Source organism: Amycolatopsis stemonae, assembly GCF_054781455.1.
In genome coordinates this window covers 621,896-642,136 of the sequence record NZ_BAAGUJ010000002.1, presented here as the reverse complement: position 1 = coordinate 642,136, position 20,241 = coordinate 621,896, and the positions used below count along the sequence as shown (strand labels likewise).

Annotated in this window: 20 protein-coding genes; 15 read left to right on the top strand and 5 right to left on the bottom strand. The window is 70.6% G+C overall.

Annotated elements, in window-relative coordinates:
- Window positions 1-5: 5 nt before the first annotated feature.
- Window positions 6-752 (bottom strand): FadR/GntR family transcriptional regulator, encoded by a 747-nt coding sequence (locus tag ACYVLJ_RS09275; protein WP_460438338.1) that lies wholly within the window; start codon window positions 750-752, stop codon window positions 6-8.
- Between the two features lie 66 nt (window positions 753-818).
- Between ACYVLJ_RS09275 and ACYVLJ_RS09270 the strand changes: the two genes are divergently transcribed.
- From ACYVLJ_RS09270 to ACYVLJ_RS09230, 9 genes are all read left to right on the top strand, one after another.
- The gene (locus tag ACYVLJ_RS09270; RefSeq protein ID WP_460438337.1) at window positions 819-2,309 is read left to right on the top strand and encodes an ABC transporter substrate-binding protein; all 1,491 of its coding nucleotides are present in this window, start codon (window positions 819-821) and stop codon (window positions 2,307-2,309) included.
- Complete coding sequence (locus tag ACYVLJ_RS09265; RefSeq protein ID WP_460438336.1) at window positions 2,306-3,250, top strand: ABC transporter permease; 945 nt, start codon at window positions 2,306-2,308, stop codon at window positions 3,248-3,250. Before ACYVLJ_RS09270 ends, ACYVLJ_RS09265 begins: the two co-directional genes overlap by 4 nt.
- Window positions 3,250-4,056 carry an ABC transporter permease gene (locus tag ACYVLJ_RS09260; RefSeq protein ID WP_460438335.1) on the top strand — a complete coding sequence of 269 codons (807 nt, stop codon included), beginning with the start codon at window positions 3,250-3,252 and terminating at the stop codon, window positions 4,054-4,056. The genes ACYVLJ_RS09265 and ACYVLJ_RS09260 overlap by 1 nt, the downstream gene beginning before the upstream one ends.
- A complete protein-coding gene (locus ACYVLJ_RS09255; protein WP_451970984.1) occupies window positions 4,053-4,784 on the top strand; it encodes an ABC transporter ATP-binding protein in 732 nt (243 codons plus the stop codon). The genes ACYVLJ_RS09260 and ACYVLJ_RS09255 overlap by 4 nt, the downstream gene beginning before the upstream one ends.
- Window positions 4,781-5,551, top strand: a complete 771-nt coding sequence (locus ACYVLJ_RS09250; RefSeq protein ID WP_451970986.1) for an ABC transporter ATP-binding protein — start codon at window positions 4,781-4,783, stop codon at window positions 5,549-5,551. The genes ACYVLJ_RS09255 and ACYVLJ_RS09250 overlap by 4 nt, the downstream gene beginning before the upstream one ends.
- 4 nt (window positions 5,552-5,555) lie before the next feature.
- Entirely contained in the window at window positions 5,556-6,311 is a 756-nt protein-coding gene (locus ACYVLJ_RS09245) for an SDR family NAD(P)-dependent oxidoreductase (protein WP_460438627.1), read from the top strand.
- Between the two features lie 9 nt (window positions 6,312-6,320).
- Entirely contained in the window at window positions 6,321-7,706 is a 1,386-nt protein-coding gene (locus ACYVLJ_RS09240) for an amidase (RefSeq protein WP_460438334.1), read from the top strand.
- Between the two features lie 62 nt (window positions 7,707-7,768).
- Complete coding sequence (locus tag ACYVLJ_RS09235) at window positions 7,769-8,284, top strand: RNA polymerase sigma factor (RefSeq protein ID WP_451970995.1); 516 nt, start codon at window positions 7,769-7,771, stop codon at window positions 8,282-8,284.
- Window positions 8,277-9,113: a CU044_5270 family protein gene (locus tag ACYVLJ_RS09230; RefSeq protein ID WP_460438333.1), complete on the top strand. Its 837-nt coding sequence runs from the start codon at window positions 8,277-8,279 to the stop codon at window positions 9,111-9,113. Before ACYVLJ_RS09235 ends, ACYVLJ_RS09230 begins: the two co-directional genes overlap by 8 nt.
- 15 nt (window positions 9,114-9,128) lie before the next feature.
- Here ACYVLJ_RS09230 and ACYVLJ_RS09225 read toward each other — a convergent pair whose 3' ends face one another.
- Window positions 9,129-9,986 carry an HpcH/HpaI aldolase/citrate lyase family protein gene (locus ACYVLJ_RS09225; RefSeq protein WP_451971001.1) on the bottom strand — a complete coding sequence of 286 codons (858 nt, stop codon included), beginning with the start codon at window positions 9,984-9,986 and terminating at the stop codon, window positions 9,129-9,131.
- A complete protein-coding gene (locus ACYVLJ_RS09220; RefSeq protein ID WP_451971004.1) occupies window positions 9,983-11,053 on the bottom strand; it encodes an HpcH/HpaI aldolase/citrate lyase family protein in 1,071 nt (356 codons plus the stop codon). Before ACYVLJ_RS09220 ends, ACYVLJ_RS09225 begins: the two co-directional genes overlap by 4 nt.
- Window positions 11,054-11,475: 422 nt before the next feature.
- Here ACYVLJ_RS09220 and ACYVLJ_RS09215 point away from each other — a divergent pair, with 422 nt between their 5' ends.
- From ACYVLJ_RS09215 to ACYVLJ_RS09205, 3 genes are read left to right on the top strand one after another with little or no spacing between them, the layout of a single operon-like run.
- Complete coding sequence (locus tag ACYVLJ_RS09215) at window positions 11,476-12,126, top strand: hypothetical protein (protein ID WP_451971007.1); 651 nt, start codon at window positions 11,476-11,478, stop codon at window positions 12,124-12,126.
- Between the two features lie 10 nt (window positions 12,127-12,136).
- Window positions 12,137-12,787, top strand: a complete 651-nt coding sequence (locus ACYVLJ_RS09210) for a Rossmann-fold NAD(P)-binding domain-containing protein (protein ID WP_460438332.1) — start codon at window positions 12,137-12,139, stop codon at window positions 12,785-12,787.
- The gene (locus ACYVLJ_RS09205) at window positions 12,784-13,737 is read left to right on the top strand and encodes a ribose-phosphate diphosphokinase (RefSeq protein ID WP_451971013.1); all 954 of its coding nucleotides are present in this window, start codon (window positions 12,784-12,786) and stop codon (window positions 13,735-13,737) included. Before ACYVLJ_RS09210 ends, ACYVLJ_RS09205 begins: the two co-directional genes overlap by 4 nt.
- On the opposite strand, the gene ACYVLJ_RS09200 is transcribed toward ACYVLJ_RS09205, so the two are convergent.
- Window positions 13,730-15,028 carry a D-arabinono-1,4-lactone oxidase gene (locus ACYVLJ_RS09200; RefSeq protein ID WP_451971016.1) on the bottom strand — a complete coding sequence of 433 codons (1,299 nt, stop codon included), beginning with the start codon at window positions 15,026-15,028 and terminating at the stop codon, window positions 13,730-13,732. The two genes, ACYVLJ_RS09205 and ACYVLJ_RS09200, sit on opposite strands and share 8 nt — an antisense overlap.
- Window positions 15,029-15,113: 85 nt before the next feature.
- Between ACYVLJ_RS09200 and ACYVLJ_RS09195 the strand changes: the two genes are divergently transcribed.
- The gene (locus tag ACYVLJ_RS09195) at window positions 15,114-16,298 is read left to right on the top strand and encodes an amino acid deaminase/aldolase (protein WP_460438331.1); all 1,185 of its coding nucleotides are present in this window, start codon (window positions 15,114-15,116) and stop codon (window positions 16,296-16,298) included.
- Between the two features lie 508 nt (window positions 16,299-16,806).
- Here the strand turns inward: ACYVLJ_RS09195 and ACYVLJ_RS09190 are convergent.
- Complete coding sequence (locus ACYVLJ_RS09190; protein ID WP_451971021.1) at window positions 16,807-17,454, bottom strand: TetR/AcrR family transcriptional regulator; 648 nt, start codon at window positions 17,452-17,454, stop codon at window positions 16,807-16,809.
- 129 nt (window positions 17,455-17,583) lie between these two features.
- On the opposite strand from ACYVLJ_RS09190, the gene ACYVLJ_RS09185 reads away from it, so the two are divergent.
- Both ACYVLJ_RS09185 and ACYVLJ_RS09180 read left to right on the top strand, forming a co-directional pair.
- Complete coding sequence (locus ACYVLJ_RS09185) at window positions 17,584-18,900, top strand: glycoside hydrolase family 1 protein (RefSeq protein ID WP_460438626.1); 1,317 nt, start codon at window positions 17,584-17,586, stop codon at window positions 18,898-18,900.
- On the top strand, window positions 18,893-20,152 hold the full coding sequence (locus tag ACYVLJ_RS09180) for an MFS transporter (protein ID WP_451971027.1): 1,260 nt from the start codon (window positions 18,893-18,895) through the stop codon (window positions 20,150-20,152). The genes ACYVLJ_RS09185 and ACYVLJ_RS09180 overlap by 8 nt, the downstream gene beginning before the upstream one ends.
- Window positions 20,153-20,241: the final 89 nt, after the last annotated feature.

Here is a 20,241-nt window from a genome sequence, read left to right as displayed (position 1 = left end):
CGAGTCTAGGTCCGCAGCAGCGGCGTGAGCAGCGGCCGTTGCCCGGGTGGAACGTATTCGGAGTAGTTGTCGTACAACGCCTGTTTGGCGAGGTGCGACGCGCCGGCACCGTCGGCCGAGCGGATCGCGTCGAGCACTTCGGCGTGGTGGGCGAGCCAGCTGCGCATCAGCGACGCCCGGTTGCTCGCGTGCTCCAGCTTGTCCTCGATCAGCTCCAGCACGACCCCGCGCACGACTTCTTCGCTGACCACCAGCAGGGGGTTGCGCGAGATGCGCGCGATGACTTCGTGGAAGGCGACGTCGGCGCGGCTGAACTCGGCGTAACCGTGCGAGACGCCTTCGCGCATCGCGTCCAGTGCCGTGTCGAGGCCGGTCAGGTCGTCGTCCGTGCGCAGCTCGGCGGCGAGCAGGTGCGCGGAGCCGTCGAGGATCATCCGGAACTGCAGGAGCTCGGCGAGCCCGACGTGGTCCGCCCGCGCGAGCCGGTGCATCGAGCGGTGCAACGCGGCCGGGGACGCGGCCAGCACTTCGGGCCCGCGGGGGTCGCCGGGCCGCGAGCGGATCAGTTCGGCGGCCTGCAGGACGCGCAGGGCTTCCCGGATCGTCGAGCGGCCGACGCCGAACTGCGTCATGAGTTCTCGTTCGCCGGGCAGGCGTTCGCCCGGTTTGAGCTCGCCGCTGATCACGGCCTGCTCGATCTGCTCGACGACCCGCTCGTACGCGCGGACCGGAGCCACCGGTTCGAACCGCATGCCTTGACCTCGTCGTCCGCTCAGTGCAGGCTACTGGTCAGACCAGTGTACTGACTGGGAGGTCGAATGAAAGCCCGGATCACCGCGACGGCAGCGGCTCTGCTGCTCGTGGTCACGGGATGTTCGGCCGGTTCGTCCGCAAGTGTCTCCGCCGGCCCGGACACGCTTTCAGTCGGCTTCACGGCGGAGCCGGCCAACTTCGACTTCACCCGCACGGACGGCGCCGCGATCCCGCAGGCGCTGCTCTACAACGTCTACGAAGGCCTGGTGAAGCTCGACTCGCAGGGCAAGGTCGTACCCCTGCTCGCGAAGTCGTGGACGATCAGCCCGGACCGGAAGACCTACGACTTCCAGCTCCGGCAAGGCGTCAAGTTCAGCAACGGCGCGCCGTTCACGGCCGAGGACGTCAAGTTCTCGCTGCTGCGGGTGAAAACCGACTGGACGATCTCCATCAAGTCCACGATGGACGTCGTCGACCACGTGGACGTCGTGGCGCCGGACCACGCCCGGGTCGTGCTGGCGAAGCCGTCGAACGGCTGGCTGTTCAGCCTGACCAGCCGGCTCGGCGCGATGTTCAGCCCGACCGGCGTCGCGGACTTGGCGAACAAGCCGGTCGGCACCGGGCCGTACGTCGTGGCGGCGCGCAAGCGCGGCGACTCCGTGGTGCTGAAGGCGAATCCCGCCTACTGGGGCCGCGAGCCGGCGTACAAGACGGTGGTCCTCAAGTACATCAAGGACCCGACGGCGTTGAACAACGCGTTGTCCAGCAACGGCATCGACGTCATCTCGGCGATCACCGCGCCGGACTCGATCCCGCAGTTCCAGGCGGACGACCGGTTCCAGGTCGTCCAGGGCACGACGAACTCCGAGGTCACGCTCGCGATGAACAACCGGCGCGCGCCGCTGAGCGACGTCCGCGTGCGCCAGGCGCTGACGTACGCGATCGACCGGAAGGCGTTGCTGGACACGGCGTGGGCGGGCCGCGGCACGCTGATCGGCAGCATGGTCCCGCCGACCGACCCCTGGTACGAGGACCTGTCGAAGGTCTACCCGTTCGATCCGGCGCGGGCGAAGGCGTTGCTGACCGAGGCCGGCGCGACGAACCTGAACCTGCGGCTGCGGATCCCGAACCTGCCGTACGCGGTGTCGGCGGCGCAGGTCGTGCAGTCGCAGCTCGCCGACGTCGGCGTCCGGACCACGATCGAACCCCTGGACTTCCCGGCGGTCTGGCTGAAGCAGGTGTTCACCGACCACGACTACGACCTGTCGATCATCCAGCACGTCGAGGCGCGCGACATCACGACGTTCGGGAAGCCCAAGTACTACTGGGGTTACGACAGCAAGCGCGTCCAGCAGTTGCTGGCCGAGGCCGACAGCGGGACGCCGGAGCAGCAGGTCGCGGACATGAAGCAGGTGGCGCGGCAGCTCAACACCGACGCCGCCGCGGACTGGCTGTTCCTCTTCCCGAACGTCATCGTCGCGAAGGCCAAGGTCGGTGGGTTCGTGCAGAACCAGGTCAGCGAGTCGTTCGACCTCACCGGGCTGGCGCCGCGATGACGGCCAAGGTGCTGCGCCGGGTGGCGATCTTCGTGGTCAGCGTGCTGGTCGCGTCGATCGTGGTGTTCCTGTTCATGGCCGTGCTGCCGGGCGATCCCGCGCAGGTGGCGCTCGGCGTCAACGCGACGCCCGAGCTGCTCGCCAAGACGCGCGCGGAGTTCGGCATCGACCGGCCGCTCGTCACGCAGTACTTCGACTGGATCGGCGGCGTGCTGCGCGGCGACTTCGGCCGCTCGTACGTCACGCGCGACGCGATCGGCCCGCAGCTGCTCGACCGCCTCGGCGTCACGCTCTGGCTGGTCGGCGCGGGGATGCTGGTGGCGCTCGTGATCGCGGTCCCCGCGGGCACGTTCGCCGCGGTGAAGCACCGGAAGGCGTCGGGTGCGAGCGTTTCCGGACTGTCGCAGATCGGCGTCGCGATCCCCGCGTTCCTCGCTGGGATCATCCTCGTGCAGATCTTCGCCGTGCAGTTGCGCTGGCTGCCCTCGGGTGGCTGGACGCCGCCGGACCAGAACCCAGGGGAGTTCCTCCGCGGCCTGATCCTGCCCGCGTTGTCGCTGGGGTTGGTGCAGGGCGCGGTGCTGACGCGCTACGTGCGTTCGGCGGTCCTGGACACGCTCGGCCAGGACTACCTGCGCACCGCGCGGTCCAAGGGCCTGCGTCCCGGGCAGGCGCTGGTGCGCCACGGTCTGCGCAACGCGTCGGTCCCCGTGGTGACGGTCCTCGGCCTGCAGCTGGCGACGCTGCTGATCGGCGCGGTCGTCGTCGAGCGCGTGTTCGTGCTGCCCGGGCTGGGCTCGATGCTGCTCGACGCGGTGTCGTCGCGTGACCTGCTGACCGTGCAGGGGATCGTGCTCGTACTGGTCGTCGGCGTGCTGCTGGTCAACTTCGTCGTCGACGTCCTCTACACGGTGCTCGACCCGCGATTGCGAGGTTCGTGATGCGCAATCTCGTGCTGGGCGGGGTGCTCGTCGGCCTGGTCGTGCTGGCCGCGCTGCTGTCGTTCGTGTGGACGCCGTTCGACCCGGTCAAGGTCGACGCGGCGCACCGGCTCCTCGACGCCGGAGCGACGCACTGGTTCGGCACCGACAAGTTCGGCCGGGACCTGCTGAGCCAGATCATGGTCGGCGCGCGCACGACCTTGTACGTCGGCGTGGTCGCGGTCGGCATCGCCGCGGTCATCGGCACGCCGCTCGGCATCCTCGCCGGCATGTCGCCGCGGTGGCTCGGCGAGTTCGTCATGCGGGTCAACGACCTCGTGCTCGCGTTCCCCGCGCTGCTGCTGGCGATCATGTTCGGCGCGGTGTTCGGGGCGGACACGCTGACCGCGATGGTCGCGATCGGCATCGCGACGATCCCGTCGTTCGCGCGGATCGCCCGGTCCGGGACGCTGCAGGTGATGAGCACCGAGTTCGTTCTCGCCGCCCGCGCCGGCGGCCGGTCGAGGCTGACCATCGCCGTGCGGCACGTGCTGCCGAACATCTCCGGCCTGCTGATCGTGCAGGCGTCGGTGTCGTTCGCGATCGCCGTGCTGGCCGAGGCGGCGTTGTCGTTCCTGGGGTTCGGCACGCGGCCGCCGACGCCGTCGTGGGGCCGGATGCTGCAGGAGTCGCAGGAACTGCTCACCGTGCACCCGCGGCTCGCGTTGGTGCCTGGCATCGCGATCGCCGTCGCCGTGCTGGGCTTCAACCTCCTCGGCGACGGCCTGCGCGACCGCCTCGACCCCCGGTTGGCGGCGAAGGTATGACGCTCTCGGTTTCGGGTCTCACGGTTTCTTCGCTCGTTCGCGGCGTTTCGTTCGAGATCGGCGCGGGGGAGCGCGTCGGCCTGATCGGCGAGTCCGGGTCCGGGAAGTCGTTGACGGCGCTGTCGATCATGGGCCTGCTGCCCGAGGAACTGCGGGCTTCCGGCTCGGTCCGTCTCGGCGGTCGCGAGCTGCTGGGAATGTCCGAAAAGGACCTGTCCCGGCTGCGGGGCAACGATCTCGCGATGGTGTTCCAGGAGCCGATGACGGCGTTGAACCCGGCCATGCGCGTCGGCCGTCAGGTCACCGAGCCCGGCCGGATCCACGGCCGTCGCCGGTCTGCTGAAGAGCTACTCGACGCGGTGGGCTTGCCGGGGACGGCTCGCGCGTACCCGCACCAGCTCTCCGGTGGCCAGCGCCAGCGGGTGGTGCTCGCGATGGCGCTGGCCAACGAACCGTCGCTGCTGATCTGCGACGAGCCGACGACCGCCCTGGACGTCACCGTCCAAGCCCAGATCCTCGCGCTGATCAAAACGTCGCTTTCCCGGGAAAGTGCCCTTCTCTTCATCACCCACGACCTCGCGGTGGTCGCTTCGGTGTGCGAGCGCGTGCTGGTCATGCTGGACGGCGAGATCGTCGAAGCGGGCTCGACGCGCGAAGTGCTGACGTCGCCGAAGCACGAGTACACGCGGAAGCTCCTCGACGCCTCGGACCTGGAGGCCCGCCGATGATCCTCGAAGTCCGCGACCTCGAACGCCGTTACGCCCGCCGGGACGTGCACGCGCTGCGCGGCGTCAGCTTCGACGTCGAGGCGGGGCAGCGGTTCGGCATCGTCGGCGAGTCCGGCTCCGGCAAGTCCACGCTGGTCCGGCTGCTCGCCGCGCTCGACAAGCCGACCGCCGGCACGGTGTCGTTCCAAGGCCGGCGCATCGACAACCTGCCCGAGCGCCGTCTCGGGTTCCTGCGCTCGGAGCTGCAGATCGTCTTCCAGGACCCGATGGGCTCACTCGACCCGCGGATGCGCGTGCGGGACATCGTTTCCGAGCCGCTGGGGCACCGGGAGCCCGACCGCGTCGCCGAGCTGCTCGCCGCCGTCGGCCTGCCCGTCGACGCCGCCCAGCGCTACCCGCACCAGTTCTCCGGCGGCCAGCGGCAGCGCATCTCGATCGCCCGCGCGCTCGCGCCGAACCCGAGCGTGCTGATCGCCGACGAGCCGGTCAGCGCGCTCGACGTCTCCGTGCGCGGCCAGATCCTCGACCTCCTGGCGTCGCTGGTCGAGCAGTTCGCGTTGACGCTGGTCTTCGTGTCGCACGACCTGGGCGTCGTCCGGCACGTCTGCGACCGCGTCGCGGTGATGCGCCGCGGCGAGATCGTCGAACTCGGCGACGTCGCCCAGGTTTACGACGCACCGCGGCACGAGTACACCCGGGAGCTCCTGGCAGCCGCCCCGAACCTGCGCGCGGAGCTGGCCCGGTTGAGCGGAGGTGAAGGTGGCTGAGGCCGTGAGCTACGAAAACCTGTTCCGCCTGGACGGCCGGCGGGCCGTGGTGCTCGGCGCGGGCGGCATCGGCCGCGAAGCCGCGCGGGCCCTGGCCGCCCACGGTGCCGAGGTCGTCTGCGCCGACCGGGACGTCGACGCAGCGCGCGAAACCGGCGTCGGCGAGGTGTACGAGATCGACCTCCTGCAGCCGGGTGCCGTCGACCGGGCGGCGACGGACCTGGGCCCGCAGGACATCGTCGTGCTCACGGCCGCGATGAACGTCCGCAAACGCTTGCTCGACTACACGCGGGAGGAGTTCGACCGCGTCATCGCGCTGAACCTCGGCGTGACGTTCGAGGTCGTCCGGGTGTTCGGCGCCGGCATGGTCGCGCGCGGCCGCGGCAGCATCATCGGCTTCTCGTCGATCCGCGGCACGACCGTCGAGCCGGGCCAGGGCCCGTACGCGGCCACGAAAGCCGGTCTGGTCCAGCTGTTCCGGACGGCCGCGGCGGAGTTCGGCCCGGCCGGCGTCCGCGTCAACGCGATCGCGCCCGGCGTCGTCGAGACCCCGCTGACCGCGCAGATCAAAGCGAATCCCGAGTGGTACGACGCGTACGCGACGAAGGGCGCGTTGGGCCGCTGGGCGCGTCCGGAGGAGATCGCCGGCGCGGTCGTGTACCTCGCTTCGGACGCTTCGTCGTTCGTGACCGGCTCAGTGCTCGCGGTGGACGGCGGCTGGACCGCCGTCGACGGCCGCTTCGAACCGCCCGCCTCGTAAGGAGCGCTCATGACCGAGTTGCCGGACCTGACCGCTGTCGAGCTCGTCGCGCAGTACCGCGCGAAGACGCTCTCGCCGGTCGAGGTGACCGAAGCCGTCCTCGCACGCATCGAGGCGCGAGAACCGGAGTTGCACGCGTTGTACGCGTACGACGCTTCGGGCGCGCGAGAGGACGCGAAGGCCGCAGAAGCGCGTTGGCACGCAGGTGAACCGCTGGGCCCGATCGACGGCGTCCCGCTGACGCTCAAGGAGAACATCGCCACGCGCGGCACCCCGGTCCCGCTGGGCACGGCGGCGACCGCGCTGGTCCCGGCCGCCGAGGACGCGCCGGCGGCCGCGCGCGTCCGCGAGTCCGGTGGCGTGCTGCTGGCCAAGACGACCATGCCGGACTACGGGATGCTGACGTCCGGGCTGTCGAGCTTCCACGAAACCGCCCGGAACCCCTGGCGGACCTCGGCGTCGCCGGGCGGGTCGAGCGCAGGTGCGGGTGCCGCGGCCGCCGCGGGGTACGGACCGCTGCACGTCGGCACCGACATCGGGGGCTCGATCCGGCTGCCCGCGGGCTGGTGCGGCCTGGCCGGGTTGAAGCCGAGCTTCGGCCGCGTGCCGGTCGATCCGCCGTTCCTCGGCCGCGTCGCCGGCCCGATGACCCGCACGGTCGCCGACGCGGCGTTGCTGATGAGCGTGCTCTCCGCGCCGGACGAGCGCGACCACCTGAGCCTGCCCCCGGCCGACCTGGACTGGGCTTCGCTCGACGGTTCCCTGAAGGGCCTGCGCGTCGGCCTGCACCTCGACTCCGGCCCCGGCCTCCCGGTGGACCCGGCGACGCTCGACGCGGTCACGGCGGCCGCCCGGGCCTTCGAGGCCGCGGGCGCGATCGTCGAGCCGGTCGGGCCGTTCCTCACCCGCGAAATGCTCGGTGGCCTGGACGTCTTCTGGCGCACCCGCGCCTGGTCGGACATGACGGCGTTGCCCGCGGACCGGCGCGCGAAGGTCCTGCCGTACATCGCGGAGTGGGCCACGGGTGGCGCGGACGTGTCCGGACTGGACGTCTACCGCGGCTTCGCCCAGATCGACGCGATCAGCGTCGCGACCCTGCGCGCGACCTCGGCGTTCGACGTCGTGCTGTCGCCGACGTGCCCGGTCGCGGCGCCGCCCGCGGAGTGGGCGTCCCCGACGAACGACCCGGCCCGCCCGTTCGAGCACATCGCGTTCACGGTGCCGTACAACATGTCCGGCCAGCCGGCGGTCTCGGTGAACTGCGGCTACACCGACGACGGCCGCCCGATCGGCCTCCAGCTCAGCGGCCGCCGCTTCGACGACGTGGGCGTCCTGCGCGCCGCCGCGGCTTACGAAGGCCTCCGCCCGCCCCAGCGGCCTTGGCCGATCGGATAGGGAAGATATCCGGGTCCCGCGGCGAAGTGGTGGTGAAGCTGTCGCCGACGGGAAGGGATCCCATGACAGAGGCAGCCCCGGTGACCGGCACCGACCAGTTCACCGAGGTGCACGACCGTCACTTCGCCGAGGTCTACCGCTACATCGCCGGCCGGCTCGGCGCGCAGGCCGCGGAGGACGTCGCCGCCGAGACGTTCCTGGTGGCGTTCGACCGGCGCGGGACGTTCGACCCCGCCCGGGGTGAGCTGCGCGCCTGGCTGTTCGGCATCGCGACGAACCTGGTGTCGAGACACCGGCGCAAGGAAGCCCGCCACTACCGGGCACTTTCGCGGCTCGAAACGCCGCGTCCCGACGAAGGCCACGAAACCCGCGTCGTCGTGGCCGGGCAGCTGGGCAGGGCGCTCGCCCGGCTCACCTCGGGCGAGCGGGACGTCCTGCTGCTCGTCGCCCTGGCCGACCTCGGCTACGCGGAAGTCGCCGAGGCCCTCGGCATCTCCCCGGGCACGGTCGGCTCCCGGCTGACGCGCGCCCGCAAGAAGCTCGCTCCCGTTCTCGCCCCGGAGGCCACCGATGAATGACCTCGAAACCCTGCGCACGGCCCTCCTGCCGGACGAGCCGGCCCAGGACGTCGTCGACCGCAGCCGGCACCGGCTGCAGAACCACGTGCTGCGCGGGCGCCGCAAGCGCGTCGGCCGCCTGGTGCTCGGCGCCGGGCTCGTCGCGGCCGCGGCGGCGGTCGCCGTGGTGGTGGCGACCCTGCCCGCACCACCGGCACCGCTGCCGTCGGTGGCGAGTCCGGCCGACGCCCGCCCGGCCGTCCTGCTGGCCGCCGCCACCGTCGCCGAGCACGCCCAGGTCGGCACGGGCAAGTACTGGCACTCGACGACGAAGGTCGGCGAGCAGACCTGGGAGTACTGGACCACCACGGACGGGCAGGAGTGGTACCGCGACGAACACACCCACGGCAAGGCCGAGCTCATGCCCCGCCCGCGGCCCATCCGGCTCAACGGCGACGACGACGTCACCCTCAGCCGGATCCTGACGCTTCCCGCCGACCCGGCGGCCCTGCGGGCCTGGCTCGCGGACGGGCTGACGCGCCACCACCTGCCGGCGGGCCAGCTGGAAACGGCCGTGCTCCAGTCCCTGATCGGCCTGGTGTCGACCGTGCCGTCGCCCCCGGCGGTGCGGGCGGCGGCCTTCCGCGCGATCGCCGCCGAACCGGGCGTGCGCGAGCTGGACGACCGAAGCGTGCGGCTGCCCGGCGGCGGCCGGCTGGTCGTCGACCCGGCGACCGGCCGGGTGGACGGCTCGTCGGCGTTCCTGGACGAGAACGGCAAGCCGGCGCACACCGCGGCCGGGGACCAGTACGACGTCCGTGGCGAATGGACGGACGACCTGCCGGAGTGAGCGTGGCGGAGGCCGTCAGCCCTGGACGGCCTCCGCCAGCGCCAGCACGCGCCGGGCGTTGTCGACGTGGAGGTTTTCGATCATCCGACCGTCCACAGTGACCACGCCACGGCCTGCCTTCGACGCTTCCTCGAAGGCCTCGATGATCCGCCGCGACCGGTCGATCTCCTCGTCCGAGGGCGCGAAGAGCCGGTTGCACGGCTCGACCTGCGCCGGGTGGATGAGCGTCTTGCCGTCGAAGCCGTACTGGCGGCCCTGCCGGCACTCCGCCTCGAACCCTTCGAGGTCCTTCACGTCGTTGTAGACGCCGTCGAGGATGACCTTGCCCGTCGCGCGCGCGGCCAGCAGGCAGAGGGAAAGCCCGCCCAGCAGCGGCCCGCGGCCCGGGACGAACTCCGCGTGCAGCTCCTTGGCCAGGTCGTTCGTGCCCATCACCAGCACGGTCAGCCGCTCGGACGCCGCCGCGATCTCCTCGGCGTGCAGCATCGCGACCGGCGTCTCGACCATCGCCCAGATCTTCGTGTGGCCGGGCGCGCCGCCCAGCTCCAGCGCACGCTCGATGTTGTGCACTTCGGCCGCCGAGTTCACCTTCGGCACGACCACCGCGGCCGGGCCCGCCGAAGCGGCCGCGCGCAGGTCGGCGTCGTGCCACTCGGTGTCCAGGCCGTTGACCCGGATCGTCACCTCGCGCTTGCCGTAGTCGCCGGAAGAAGCGGCCGCGCACACCCGCTCGCGCGCGGCTTCCTTGGCGTCCGGCGCGACGGCGTCCTCGAGGTCGAGGATCAGGGCGTCGGCGGGGATCGTCTTGGCCTTCTCCAGCGCTCTTTCGTTCGCGCCGGGCATGTAGAGGACGGAACGTCGGGGCGTCGTCATCCGAGGATCTCCTTGGTGGCCGCGTCGTAGGCCGCGGCGAGTTCGGGGTCGTCCGCCGCGAGGGCGTCGGCCAGTTCGGCGACCACGCGGCACTGCTTCACCGACGCGTCGTCCTGCATCTTCCCGTCGATCATCACGGCGCCGGTGCCGTCGCCCATTTCCGCGATGACGCGACGCGCCCAGGCCACGTCGGACGGCGAAGGCGAGAACACCTTCTTCGCGATGTCGATCTGCACCGGGTGCAGGCTCCACGCGCCGACGCACCCGAGCAGGAACGCGTTGCGGAACTGGTCTTCGCACGCGACGACGTCGCGGATGTCCCCGAAGGGCCCGTAGTACGGCAGGATCCCGTGCATCGCGCAGGCGTCCACCATCCGCGCGACCGTGTAGTGCCACAGGTCCTGCTGGTACGTCGTGCGGCCTTCGGTGAGGTCGTCGCCGACGGGGTCGGTGCGCACCAGGTAGCCGGGGTGCCCGCCGCCGACGCGGGTCGTCTTCATCCGGCGGCTCGCCGCCAGGTCGGCCGGGCCGAGCGAGATGCCCTGCATGCGCGGGCTCGCGCCGGCGATCTCCTCGACGTTGGCCACTCCGCTGGCCGTCTCGAGGATCGCGTGCACCAGCAACGGCTTCGTCAGGCCGGCACGGGCTTCGAGCTGCGCCAGCAGGCGGTCGACGTAGTGGATGTCCTGCGCGCCTTCGACCTTCGGCACCATGATCACGTCGAGCTTGTCGCCGATCTCGGTGACCAGCGTGACGAGGTCGTCGAGCACCCACGGCGAATCGAGGCTGTTGACGCGCGTCCACAGCTGCGTCTTGCCGAAGTCGGTGGCCTTGGCGATGGAGACGAGCCCGGCGCGCGCGGCTTCCTTGCGGTCGGCGCGCACGGCGTCTTCGAGGTTTCCGAGGAGGACGTCGACCTTCTTCGCGATGTCCGGCACCTTCGCGGCCATCTTTTCGTTGCCGGGGTCGAAGAAGTGGATCATCCGGGACGGGGTCACCGGGATCTCCCGCACGGGGGCCGGCGCGCCCAGGGCGAGCGGGGCGAAGAAGTCCTTCGGGGAGCGCATCGGTCCTCCACGGCGACGACTAAGTGACTGATCGGTAACTTTAGTCGCGGGCGCGCGTGGACGCTGCGGTGTAAGTCACCGCCATGTGGGTGACACTGGACAACCGCAGCTCAGCGGCCTGCGTCCACTGTGGATTTTCCCCGCATTGCGCCGAATGGGCTAGTGGGACCGCGCTGGCCGGTTCCTCCGTTCGGTAGTCGATCGCGGGCGGACCGTAATGCCACTCACCTGGCTCTCACTCGGTTGGCCGCACCGTTCGACCGAAGTCGGATGACCGCCTACCGACCGGTCATCGACCGCTGGGCGCCGCCGATCGCAGCCACTCGCACTACCCGGCGACTCCGCGCCGTCGCGCTGTTAGACAAGTGAGGTGCCGGTTTTCACCGGTCACGAAGCGGTGCAGGTTAGAAGGAGGCGGACTCGTGGCGGCTACACCTCAGAACACCGAGCGCTCGACGGTCGCCGGTGGCGCGAAGCGCAGCCGGTCGATGCCGAGCCGGGTGGTGCCGCCGATCGAGCTCCCCGCGAGCGTCGACGAACTCGCCCGCACCGCCGCCGCCCAGCTGGGCTGGAACGGCATCGTGCTCCCCGAGACCACGATCCTCGGCCGCAAGGTCTGCGTGGTCGCCAAGCTTCGCACCGAAGTGCACGCCGAGCGCATCGCGATGGGTGCCGGCCCGGTGGCCGACCGCGCCACCGTCGACACCTGGACCTGGCCGGAGCTGGCCGGAACCGCCCCCGCCCCGGCCGCCGAGATCGTCGGCGTCCTGGCCGTCGCGCGCCACTGGCGCACCGCGATGGCCTCCGCGGTTCCGTTCGCCCGCTACGGCGAGGCCGCGATGGTGCTCCCGTCGCCGGCCGTCCTCACCGAGGACTACGTCGGCAACTGCCTGCCGCGCGCCCGTGCGTACGGCCTCGCGGTCGTCACGGCCGACCCGAACGCGGTCGTCGACCTCGACCTCGAGGGCCGCACCGAGCGCGTCGTGCTGGCCGAGGACCCGGTCTCCCGTCTGGTGAACGAGCTGGTGTACGACCACCTGCTGCGCACCGCGGAGGCGCCCGCTTCGCACTAGGGTCGGCTCCATGCGAGTCGTCATTGCAGGTGGACACGGTCAGATCGCGCAGCGGCTGGAGCGGTTGCTCGCCGCGCGCGGGGACAAAGCGGTCGGCATCATCCGGAACCCCGCCCACGCGGCGGACCTCGAGGCCGCCGGCGCCCAAGGCGTGGTGCTGGACCTCGAGAACTCCGATGTGGACGCCGTCGCCGAAGTGCTGAAGGGGGCCGACGCCGCGGTGTTCTCCGCGGGCGCCGGGCCGGGCAGCGGCACCGCGCGCAAGGACACTGTGGACCGTGGTGCCGCGGCGCTGTTCGCCGAAGCGGCCGAGCGGGCCGGCGTCCGGCGGCACCTCCAGGTCGGCTCGATGGGGGCCGACAACCCGGACAACCCCGACGTCAGCGAAGAGTTCCGCTACTACCTGCGGGCCAAGCGCGCGGCGGAGGACGACCTCAAGGCCCGCGACCTGGACTGGACGATCCTCCGGCCGGGCCAGCTGACCAACGATCCCGGCACCGGCCTGGTGCTGCTCGCCGACAAGACCGGCCGCGGCCCGGTCCCGCGCGACGACGTCGCGGCCGTGCTCGCCGCCCTGCTCGACGCCCCCGCTTCCGTGCGCCGCACCCTTGAGCTGATCTCCGGTGACGTCGCGATCGGCGAAGCGATCGCAGCGCTGTGATCAGCCAGGCGTCGAGAGAGATCGCCGTCTTCAGCGGTTCCGCGCACCCCGAACTGGCCGAGGAGATCTGCACCCAGCTGGGCGTGCCGCTGCAGCCGGTCGAGATCCAGCGGTTCGCGAACGACTGCCTCGAGGTGCAGTTGCAGGCGAACTGCCGTGAGCGGGACGTCTTCATCATCCAGCCGCTGGTCAAACCGGTGCAGGAGCACCTCGTCGAGCTGCTGCTGATGCTCGACGCGGCGCGCGGCGCCTCGGCGTCCCGCATCACCGCCGTGATGCCGCACTACTCCTACGCGCGCTCGGACAAGAAGGACAAGCCGCGGATCTCCATCGGCGGCCGCCTGGTCGCCGACCTGCTGACCACGGCGGGCGCGAACCGCGTGCTCGCGATGACGCTGCACTCGCCGCAGGTGCACGGCTTCTTCAGCGTCCCGGTCGACCACCTGCACGCCCTGCAGGAGCTGGCCCAGCACTTCCGGCAGTACGACCTCTCGCGCACCACGGTCGTCTCGCCCGACCTGGGCAACGCGAAGGAGGCGTCGCACTTCGCGCGGCTCCTCGGCGTGCAGGTCGCGGCGGGCGCGAAGGAGCGATTCCCCGACGACCGCGTCCAGATCACGTCGGTGATCGGCGAGATCACCGGCCGCGACGTGATCGTGCTCGACGACGAGATCGCCAAGGGCAGCACCGTGCTCGAACTGCTCGACCGGCTGGCTGAGCTGGAGCCGCGCTCGATCCGCGTCGCGTGCACGCACGGGCTGTTCGCGGCGAAGGCCATCGAACGCATCGGCGGCCGGCCGGAAGTGCTGGAGATCGTCTGCACGAACACGGTCCCGGTGCCCGAGGAAGAGCGCACCGAAAAGCTCAAGATCCTGTCGATCGCCCCGGCCATGGCCGAGGCGATCAACCGCATCCACAACGGCGAATCGGTGTCCGCCCTGTTCAGGTGAGCGGGCCGAGCACCCGGTCGAGGTAGGTGTTGGTGAAGACGCCGGCCGGGTCGGTTTCCTTGCGCACGCGCAGGAAGTCGTCGAAGTGCGGGTAGCGCGAGCGGAGGACGCCGGCGTCGAGGTCGTGCATCTTGCCCCAGTGCGGGCGGCCGCCGACCGCGCCGGCGATCTTCTCGAACGCGCTGAAGTACTCGCGGTACGGCATGCCGGTGAACTGGTGGATGGCGATGTAGGCGGAGTCGCGGCCCTGCGCGGTCGAAAGCCAGATGTCGTCGGCCGCGGCGACGCGCACCTCGACCGGGAACATCACCGGGTCCTTCAGCGTCGGCACTACAGCCCGTAGTTCGGCGAGCACGTCGAGCACTGATTCACGTGGAACAGCGTATTCCGTTTCGGTGAAGCGGACATTGCGCGCGGTGACGAAGACCCGGTGGGAGGTGTCGCTGTACTCGCGCGCGGACAGCATGTTCGACGCGAAGCTGTTCAGCGGACGCACCAGCCGGGGCATCAGCCGGCCCGTCCGGCAGAGGCCGCCGAACGCGACGTTTTCCATGATCTGGTAGTCGACGAACTCGCGGAGCTTGCTCAGCGGCTCGGCCGTCTCGCTGCGGTTGTTGCGCTTGACCAGGGCGTTCTTGCCGTAGGGAAACCAGTAGAACTCGAAGTGCTCGTTGTTCTCGGCGAAGTCGTGGAAGCCCTCGAGGACCTGCTCCAGCGGCTCCGGCCGTTCCTGCGCGCGCAGGATGAACGACGGCTCGCACTTGAGCGTCACCGTGGTGATGACGCCGAGGGCGCCGAGGCCGACGCGGGCGGCGGCGAAGAGGTCGGGGCGTTCGTCGGCCGAGCAGGTGACGGTCGAGCCGTCCGCGAGGACGAGTTCGAGCGCGGCGATCTGCGTGGCGATGCCGCCGAGCTTCGCGCCAGTGCCGTGCGTGCCGGTGGAAATCGCGCCGGCGATGGTCTGTGCGTCGATGTCGCCGAGGTTGGTCATGGCCAGCCCGAGCGCGTCGAGCTCGGCGTTGAGCCGCTTGATCGTGGTGCCCGAGCGGACGGTCACGAGGCCCGTCTCGAGGTCGGCCTTTTCGATGCCGGTCCAGTGGCGCAGGTCGAGCGCGTCGGAGTCGGCGACGGCGATCGCGGTGAAGGAGTGTCCGCTGCCCCAGGGCCGCACGGTCCGGCCGGCCGCGGCGACGGCTTCGACGGCCGCCGCGATTTCGGCCGCGCTGCGCGGCTGGTGGACGTGCTGCGGCGACGCGGACGCCGTGCCCGCCCAGTTGGTCCACCGGGTCATGCGCGCACCCTCCATCGGTCGAGTGCCCGAAACAGTATGTGAACAGTATTCGCGTTTCAAGCCTTCGTGTCGTACTTTAGACCTCGTGACCAGTGCGACGGTGTACGACTTGGCGACCAAGGACCTCGATCCACCCTTGGCCGTGGTCGACTTGGCGGCCTTCGACGCGAACGCGGACGACCTCCGCCGCCGCGCGGCGGGCAAGCCGATCCGCGTGGTCTCGAAGTCCGTCCGCTGCCGGGCGTTGCTGGAGCGCGTGCTCGCGATGCCGGGCTTCGAAGGCCTGATGTGCTACTCGCTGGCCGAGGCGGTCTGGCACGTCGAGCAGGGCACGACCGACGACATCGTCGTCGCCTACCCGACGGCCGACCACGAGGCGCTGCGCCGCCTGGCCGAGTCCGAGCGGGCCCGCGCGGCGATCACGATCATGGTCGACTCGCCCGCGCACCTGGACCTGGTCGACGCCGCGCTCGGCCACGGCCACCCGGAGATCCGGGTGTGCCTGGAGCTGGACGCGTCGTGGCGCCCGCTGCCCGGAATCCACGTCGGCACGCGACGTTCCCCGATTTTCACGCCGAAGCAGGCATCGACGTTCGCCCAGCAGGTCGTCGCGCGCCCGGGTTTCCGCCTGGTGGGCGTCATGGCGTACGAGGGCCAGATCGCCGGCCTCGGCGACGCGGCCGGCGCGCGCCTGAACCGCGCGGTGATCGGCTGGATGCAACGCCGTTCGGCGGCGGAGCTGAACCGCCGCCGAGGCGAAGCGGTCCGCGCGGTCCAGGCGGTGACCCCGCTGGAGTTCGTCAACGGCGGCGGCACGGGCAGCGTCGAGTCGACGGGCGCGGACACGGTGGTCACGGAGATAGCGGCGGGCTCGGGCCTGATCGGCCCCACGCTGTTCGACGGCTACACGAAGTTCAAGCCCCGCCCGGCGGCCCTGTTCGCCTTGCCGGTGGTCCGCCGCCCCACGCGCAAGATCGCCACGCTGTTTTCGGGCGGCTACATCGCTTCGGGCCCGGCGGGCGCTTCGCGAGTCCCGCAGCCGTACTTGCCGACAGGCCTGAAGCTCCTGGGCTTCGAAGGAGCGGGCGAGGTCCAGACCCCGGTGACGGGCCGCGCGGCCCGCACCCTGCAACTCGGCGACCGAGTGTGGCTGCGCCACGCCAAGGCGGGCGAGCTGGCGGAGCGGTTCACGCACTACCACCTGATCAACGGCGACCAGGTGGAGCGAACGGTTCCCACGTACCGGGGCGAGCACCAGAACTTCGGCTAGCGGAGGAAGCTGATCTTCGCCAGCGCCCCGCGGAACGAGGCGAGCAGGAAGCCTTGTGGTCGCCCGGGAGCCGGGCGCCCAGCTGACGTTCTACTGCCGCCCAGTCGACGGGCACCGGCTCGACGTCCGGAGAACCCGAACACCCGCGCCACCTCGAAAACCGCATTCGCCGACCGCTGGGGCAAGGCATCTCTCTTTGGGATGGTGGCCAACGCGGGGCTTTTGCCCATCAGTACTCGAAGGACCGATCGCGCGGGCCCGAGCAAGATGGCGGCCGGGGAGCAAGTCGCGGTCGCCGGTGCGCACTTCCACCGCCGGGAGCATCGTGGTGTCCCAGGCCCGGACGGGTGAACAAACTCTCCTGCCAGCTGGTGGCCGGGCCGCGGACGCAGCCCACCCTCCCCGGGGGAACCCCCACAACCAGTCTATCGGCGCACCCCGACGGACCCGGCCCCGAACACCGGGTTGTCCACAGCTGTGCATGGCTGTGGACAACTTCTGTGGACAGCTAGGACCGCTCCCCGAACCGAGCCGCCAGATACCCCTTCACGACGTACTTGGCCTCGGCGACGATCTTCTCGTCCCCACTGGGCTCCCGCCGGAACGCCAGCTTCAACAGCGCGTCGGCGACCTCGTTGGCGATCGTGATCGCGAACCGGAGGTCCTCCACCGGGCGGTCGACCTGGGCCGTCAGGAGCTCCGTCAGGGAGTCCACGATCACCGCGTTGTTGTCGCGGGTCTCGTCCAGCAGCTGGCGGTCGATGATGTCGCCGAAGTGGACCTTCGAGAAGCCCGGCACCGAGCGGTGCATCTCCAGGTAGATGTCGAGGATCGAGTCGACGACGTCCCACCAGTGCTCCGGGCCCAGCTGCTGCAGGCGCTCGTTCACCGCGCCTACGAAACGCTCCAGGTTGCGTGCGGTAAGCGCTTGCACGACGGCTCGCTTGTCCGGGAAAAACTGGTACAGCGAACCGACGGCCACTCCTGCGCGCTTGGCGATCAGGGTCGTCGTGAGTGCGTCGTAACCGAGCTCGTCGATCAGCGCCGCGCTGGCGTCGAGCATCTGCTCGACCCGCTTGGCGCTTCGCTGCTGGACCGGCTGACGGCGCAAGGGGGTGGCTTCTGCCGGCACCTTCGCGGCCTGGATGTCGGACACGGCACTCCTCCTCGTCTGATCTGGGACTTTATCGTGCCGACGGGCTTCCCCACGGACGAGTGAAGACCTAGTATATGAGAACTTTTCATGTTCACCCGAACGGGTGGCCTGACGAAGGGGTCTTCAGCGGTGCAGAACCCGATCTTCCCGCCCGGCTTCCTCTGGGGTGTTTCGACCTCGGCGTTCCAGATCGAGGGCGCTACCAGCGAAGGTGGGCGCGGACCGTCCATCTGGGACACGTTCACCGCGACCGAGGGCAAGATCGCCCGCGGTGAAGAAGCAAAAGTAGCGGCCGACCACTACCACCGCTACCCCGAGGACATCGCCTTGATGGCGGAGCTCGGCGTCGGGGCCTACCGGATGTCCGTTGCCTGGCCGCGCATCCAGCCCGACGGCAAGGGCGCGCCCAACCCCGAGGGGCTCGGCTTCTACGACAAGCTCATCGACGCCGTCTGCGAGGCCGGTATCGCGCCCGCGGTCACGCTCTACCACTGGGACACGCCCCAGGCGATCGAAGACGAGGGCGGCTGGCTCACCCGCGCGACCGCTGAGCGCTTCGCGGAATACGCCCACATTCTCGGCGAACGCTTCGCCGATCGGGTGAAACTGTGGATTCCGCTCAACGAGCCCATGGTGATGTCGATCTTCGGCTACGCGATCGGCGAGTACGCGCCCGGCAGGACACTCCTCCTCGACGCCATTCCGACCGCGCACCACCAGAACCTCGCGCACGGCCTCGCCGTCCAGGCGCTCCGCGCGGCCGGTGCGACGAACATCGGCACGGCCAACAACCACTCGCCGATCTGGCCCGCCGACGAGAGCGACCACGATGCCGCCGAGTGGCTCGACGCGCTCCTCAACCGGCTCTTCGCCGACCCCGTGCTGCTCGCCACCTACCCCGAGCAGCTCCACGAGCACCTGCCCGCCGGGTTCGCGGACGACCTGCCGACCATCGCGCAGCCGCTCGACTTCTACGGCATCAACTACTACGAGCCGCAGGGGGTCGCGAAGCCCAGCCCGGGCAACCCGCTGCCCTTCGACCTTCGCCCGATCGAGGGCTACCCGATGACGACCAACGACTCGCCGATCGTCCCGCACGCGCTGCGCGAGCTGCTGCTCGGCTTCCACCGCCGCTACCGGGACAAGCTGCCGCCCATCCAGATCACCGAGAACGGCTGCAGCTTCGCCGACGTCGTCGCCGAGGACGGCGGCGTGCACGACCCCGAGCGCATCGAGTTCCTGCACAGCCACCTGACCGCCCTGCGCGAGGCGATGGACGCGGGTGTCGACGTCCGCGGGTACTTCTGCTGGTCCCTGATGGACAATTTCGAGTGGTCCAAGGGCTACGCGCCGCGCTTCGGCCTGGTGCACGTCGACTACGAAACCCTGCGGCGCACGCCGAAGGACTCGTTCCACTGGTATCGGAAGCTGGTGCGCGATGAGTGAAACGACCCGGACCGTCCCGGAAGCGCTCGCCGAGCCCGTCGTGCGGGTGCGGCCCGGCTGGATGAGCCTGCTGTTCTTCGCGAACATCGCGCTCTGGCTGGGGATCTACGCGCCGATCCAGGTGCTGCTGCCCCAGCAGGCGGAGCTGCTCGACCAGGCGAACAAGGAGTTCGTGCTCGGACTGGTGATGGGTGTCGGCGCGATCGTCGCGCTGATCGTCAACCCGGCGGTCGGGCTGCTGTCCGACCGGACGTGCTCACGCTTCGGCCGCCGCCACCCGTGGACGGTGATCGGCGCCGCCGTCGCGACCGTCGGGCTGCTGGTGCTGGCGTTCGCGCCGAACGTGGCGCTGCTGATCGTCGGCTGGTGCCTGGTCCAGGCGGGGCTCAACGGGATGCTCGCCACGCTGATGTCCGCGATCGCCGACCGCGTCCCGGTCGGGCAGCGCGCGCAGGTCGGCGGGCTCGTCGGCATCGCGCAGATGCTCGGCACCGTGCTGGGCGCGGTCGTCGTGGTCGTGATGCTCGGCATCGCCGGGATCCCGCTGGCGTACGCGGTCTGCGCGGTGATCGTCGTGGCCGGGGCCGCGTTCTTCGTGCTGCGGACGCCGGACGCGCGGCTGCCGGTCGAGTTCCGCCCGTCGTCCCAGGCCGGTGAGGTGCTGCGCAACCTGTGGGTCTCGCCGCGGCGGCACCCGGACTTCGCGTGGGCGTGGTCGTGCCACTTCATGATCAACCTCGGCAACGCGTTCGGGACGCTCTACCTGTTGTTCTTCCTGAAGGACGCGGTGCACTACGAGGACCCGGACACGGGCCTGCTGATCATGATGGGGCTCTACGGCGTCGCGCTCGTGATCGGCGCGGTGCTCGCCGGCCACTTCTCGGACAAGTCCGGACGGCGTAAGCCGTACGTCCTTGCGGCCTCCGGCGTGATGGCGTTGGCCGCTTTGCTGCTGGTCGTCTGGCAGAGCTGGCCGGTCGCGCTCGCGGCGTCGCCGCTGCTGGGCGTCGGCTTCGGTGCGTACATGGCCGTTGCGCTCGCGATGCTGACGCAGGTGCTGCCGACGGCGCAGGACCGCGCGAAGGACCTGGGCGTCATCAACATCGCGAACTCGCTGCCGCAGGTGGTCGCGCCGCTGCTGACGCCGCTGGTGCTCGCCTACCTGGGTGGCTATCCGGGACTCTTCGCCGCCTCGGCCGTCGCGACGCTCTTGGCCGCGGTCCTGGTGCTCCGGGTGAAGGCGGTTCGCTAGACGTGGAACCGCGGGCCGGTGCCGGTCGGGGGAGGGGAGTGCAACGGCACCGGCCCGCGGAATTCAGGGGCCGCAGGGGCGGATCAAGG